General features: G+C 70.9%; 4 protein-coding genes. All 4 read right to left on the reverse strand.

Annotated elements, in window-relative coordinates:
• Positions 1-388: 388 nt before the first annotated feature.
• Positions 389-1699: a hypothetical protein gene (locus BIV24_RS30495; protein WP_071369706.1), complete on the reverse strand. Its 1311-nt coding sequence runs from the start codon at positions 1697-1699 to the stop codon at positions 389-391.
• Positions 1700-2128: 429 nt separating this feature from the next.
• A complete protein-coding gene (gene proC, locus BIV24_RS30500; protein ID WP_071369707.1) occupies positions 2129-2941 on the reverse strand; it encodes a pyrroline-5-carboxylate reductase in 813 nt (270 codons plus the stop codon).
• Positions 2942-3118: 177 nt separating this feature from the next.
• Entirely contained in the window at positions 3119-3895 is a 777-nt protein-coding gene (locus tag BIV24_RS30505; RefSeq protein WP_071369708.1) for a class I SAM-dependent methyltransferase, read from the reverse strand.
• Between the two features lie 108 nt (positions 3896-4003).
• On the reverse strand, positions 4004-4362 hold a 359-nt coding region (locus BIV24_RS30510), incomplete at its 5' end, for a hypothetical protein (RefSeq protein ID WP_071369709.1).

The following is a 4362-nucleotide window of genomic DNA, read 5'->3' on the forward strand; positions in this document are numbered from 1 at the left end:
TTGTCTTCCCGGCTGTTGGGCCGTTCCGACGAGTGAGACTTTAGCGGATTCCTGACCTCCGACGCTAATCGGGGCCGCGTCCTTTCGAACGCGGATTCCTCATTTCGCAAATACACACGTCAATGAAACGACGCCAGGCGGGAAGCCCGATCGCCGAACAGTGGTTGGTACTCGCGGAATGGCTGCCCGGGGACCGACCGTAGTCGGCGCTCACGTCGGACAACCCGGAGAACATTACGGATGCTGCGGGTGCGTGTCAACTCGTACCCGCACGGCGCCTCGGCGGACCAGGACCACGCTCCAGCGCGGGTGCGCAGCTGCCGGCCGGCGCGGATCCAGCCAGGGGCATGGACGGTGCCCCGGATCATCGTCAAGGCCGTTGGTCGGGTCATTCCTGCTCCAGCCCGGCTTGGGCCGGCTCCCTCACTTCCGGCGGCAGTGAATCGTCGGCCACGATACGGGCGAGGGCCTCACGGCTGCGGGGTACGGCGTTCCACCAGCGCAGCATCCCCACGGCCTGCTCGGCGGCCACACCGTGGCGTGTGTACTGCTCGGCGAGTTCCAGCGCCCACGGCGTGATGGAGGTCTGATCGTCGACGTACATGCCGAGCCAGGCGAAGACCTCGCCCGCGATCCAGCCGCCGATCCAGGTCCCCCACTGCCGGATGAAGCCTTCCGCTTCCTCGCTGCCGGGGTCCTGCGGAACGCCGGGGATCCCGAGCAGGGCGCATTCCTGCATCGCCTCGGTCAGGCGCTGCCGCGTGACGAGGCGGGCGTACGGCATCAGGGCCCGCAGGACGGCGCGGGCTTCGAGCCAGACGGGCGGCTCGTCGTCCTCGTAGCCCTGCCATTCGGGGTGGGGAACCGGTTCGGGTACCGGGGCCGTCGGCGCACCGGCCTCGAGGATCGCGCGCGCGAAGGCGAAGTTCTCGTCGGTCTCGGGCAGATCCTGCGGCCACTGGAAGCCGTAGTCCCAGCTGTAGGGGAGCTCTGGTGTGGGGGGAGGAAGCAAGGGCTCCTCCCCCGACACCGGTTCCTGGGCGCGGGCCTCGTAGCGGGGGGAGCGCAGGTGCCTGAGCGATTCCCGTGCCCATGCGTGGTCGGACTCGCTCAGGTCTTCCTTCCGGACCACGCGCAGGAGCGCGTTCTCGCCGTGGGGCGCGCCGATGTCCCGCAGGAGGCTCACGGCTTCGTGCGATGAGAGTCCCTTTTCGACAGCGCCCTCGGCCACCGCCGCGATGCGCTCCTCGTTCCGCGGCTCCTGTCGCAGCCAGCGCAAGAGGTCGTGCGCCCAGTCGGAGAGCGCGTAGGCAGCCAAGGCCGCAGCAGCGGGGGCCAACTGCTCCTCGAGCACCCGGGGCGACACCGGTGGTTCTGCTGTTTCCGCCCAGCCCCTGATCAGGTCGGCGACGGCCTCGAGCGTGAGCCGGTCGGCCGTCGGCATGCTCTGGCCGAGCCAGTGCATGGATTCGGGGCGGATCCGGTCGAAGAGCTCTGGGGATGCGCCGCTCCAGACGGCCGATGTCTCATACGGCGGCTCGTGCAAGGCAGCCGTCAGCGCGTCGAGAGCAGCCCGCTCGTTCGCTTCCGTGTGTGGCAGCTCCTCCAGCTTTCGTTCCCGGTCCCAGGTCAGGTCGTTCCACGGCGGGGCAAGCTCACGCATCGCCGCCGGCAGCAGATGGTGCGTGGCAGGAACCACCCAGGTACTCCATCGCGGTCTTCGGGTCCTTCATCTTGCCCGAGTCGCGGGCCGCTCCGCCTGCTTCTCGGCGGGCGTCTTCTTGTTCCAGGCGTCGTACGGCTGCGCGGCGCCGTCCGGGCCCGTGCCCGGCTCGCGCTCGTCGACCCCGCGTCCGGTTCGCCGGCGGAGACGCTCGCCCGGCTGTGGATGTACGACGCCGGGCCCCTTGCGGAGTCGCAGGCCGAGTTGGTCGGACCCGGCGAACGCAGGCGTCGGTCCGACTCCCGTTCCGGGCTGAGGGCGCCGCCGTCGAGATCGAGGGCCTACGCCTACCACGGGAGGGGCCCGGCCGCGGGTCGACTCCGCGTACCGGGCGATCGGGCTGCTGGCCGTACGTGGCCGTGACGCCCACCGCCGCTCGCCGGGCGGTGGGCGGTGGAAGCCGGGTCAGGCGTTGTTGCCGGAAGCGAGTTCGCGGCTTCGGTCGCGGGCCGCCTCCAGAGCGGCGATGAGGGCGGCACGGACCCCGTGGTTCTCGAGTTCACGGATGGCGTTGATCGTCGTCCCGGCCGGCGAGGTGACGTTCTCGCGGAGCTTCACCGGGTGCTCGCCGCTGTCGCGAAGCATCACCGCCGCGCCGATCGCGGACTGGACGATCAGGTCATGGGCCTTGTCGCGAGGCAGTCCGAGCAGGATGCCGGCGTCGGTCATGGCCTCGACCAGGTAGAAGAAGTACGCCGGGCCCGAGCCGGAGAGCGCGGTGCAGGCGTCCTGCTGGGACTCGGGGACGCGGAGGGTTTTGCCCACGGCACCGAAGATCTCCTCGGTGTGGGCGAGGTGGGCCTCGGTGGCGTGGCTGCCGGCGGAGATGACGGACATGGCCTCGTCGACGAGGGCGGGAGTGTTCGTCATGACGCGGACCACCGGTGTACCGGCGGCGAGGCGTTCCTCGTAGAAGGAGGTGGGGACGCCGGCGGCGCCGCTTATGACCAGGCGGTCGGCGGGGACGTGGGGGGCGAGTTCGTCGAGGAGCGTGCCCATGTCCTGAGGCTTGACCGTGAGGATGAGGGTGTCGGCGGTCTTCGCGGCCTCGGTGTTGGTGACCGGGGTGACGCCGTAACGGGTGTGGAGTTCTTCGGCCCGCTCCGGGCGGCGGGCGGTGATCAGGAGGTCGGCGGGGGCCCAGCCGGCTCGGATCATTCCGCTGAGCAGGGCTTCGCCGATCTTGCCGGTGCCGAGGACTGCGACTTTCTGAGTCATGGTGCGGGTGCCCTCCGGGGGTTGCGTCGTCCGGATTCATCCTCGCACCGGGGGTGGTGGGGCGGCTTCGGTGTCCGGAGGGCGGGACGCAAATACTGCGCGGTCCGGTGCGTCGGCGGGCCCCGGGTGCGGCCGCGCGGACGTACGGGCCTCGTATCGACCTTGTACGGGCGCGGGTCAGGGGCGTGTCGCCACGATCAGCAACACGTCGTACACCTCCTCGACCAGGCCGTCCGGGAAGACGTCGAGGAGATGCTTCCGCTCCTCGGTCAGGAAGGCGTTCGCTCTCTCCTCTCCGAGGACGAGGAATACCGAGTGGCTGCCGATGTTGGCGAGGTGGGTGTCGACCGGGACCGTGCGGCTCCAGCGGACGACGCGGTGGGTGTGGGCCGGGATCCCGGGAGCGCCTTTGAAGGCGAGTTCGGTACGGATGCCGCCGATGGCGTTCTTGGGGGCGTGCTCGGCGCCGACGTACCGCTTGATGCGGTCCGCCTGCTGGGCGATCCAGGGGACGCCCTGGGCGTCGGTGTTCCACCACAGTGCGAGCGCACCGCCCGGGCGCAGCACGCGCAGGGCCTCCGGGACCGAGCGGGCGGGGTCGGTCCAGTGCCAGGCCTGGGCGTAGGTGAGGAAGTCGGTGGAGGCGGTGGCGAGGGGCAGGGCGTTGCCGTCGCCGCGCAGCAGGGGGACGTCGGGGAGGGCACGGCGGAACTGGGCCGCCATGCCGTCGCCGGGCTCCACGGCGACAACCCGTGCGCCCCGGTCCCTGAGGAGTGCGGTGGCGATGCCGGTGCCCGCGCCGACGTCCGCGACACGGGAGCCGGTGAGGGGGCGGGCGGCGAGATCTTCCAGGGCGTCGAAGAGGGCGGGTGGGTAGGACGGGCGGTTCGCGGCGTACTGGGCCGCGGCGGCGTTGAAGGAGCGGGCTCGGGCGGAGCGGGACGTGGCCGTCATACGTCCATGGTGGCGAGCCGGAGGTGCCGGGGACAGCGGTTTCGGGGCGTTCGGGACCGGTGGTCCGGGCGGCGTCGGCCGTTCCGTACGGAGGTGATGGCCGCCGAGTCAGGAGCGACGGCGCTTCTTGGCGGGGTTGCCCGTGCGGCGAGTGGACCGGCGTTCGTACTGCTCACGGGCCTGCTGGTACTCCTCGCGGTGCAGTTTCTCGCCGGGGGCCTCGGTGAGGGAGCGGAGGAAGTAGGCAAGGAGGGAGCCGACGAAACCGATGGCGAGCAGCCCGCGCAGGGAAGCCTGGCGCTCGGGGTCGGGGCGTTTGGTGAAGCCGTCCCAGGTGTGCCGGAAGGCGAGCGCGGTGCACACGGCGAACATGACGACGACCAGGAGCTCGACGAAGGGGCCCGAGTTCGCGATCTGGAGCCCTTCGTAGGCGAAACGGAGCACGAAGCAGGCGGCCGCGGCGGCGA

Origin of the sequence: Streptomyces colonosanans, from assembly GCF_001866645.1 — a bacterium.
GTDB lineage: Bacteria > Actinomycetota > Actinomycetes > Streptomycetales > Streptomycetaceae > Streptomyces > Streptomyces colonosanans.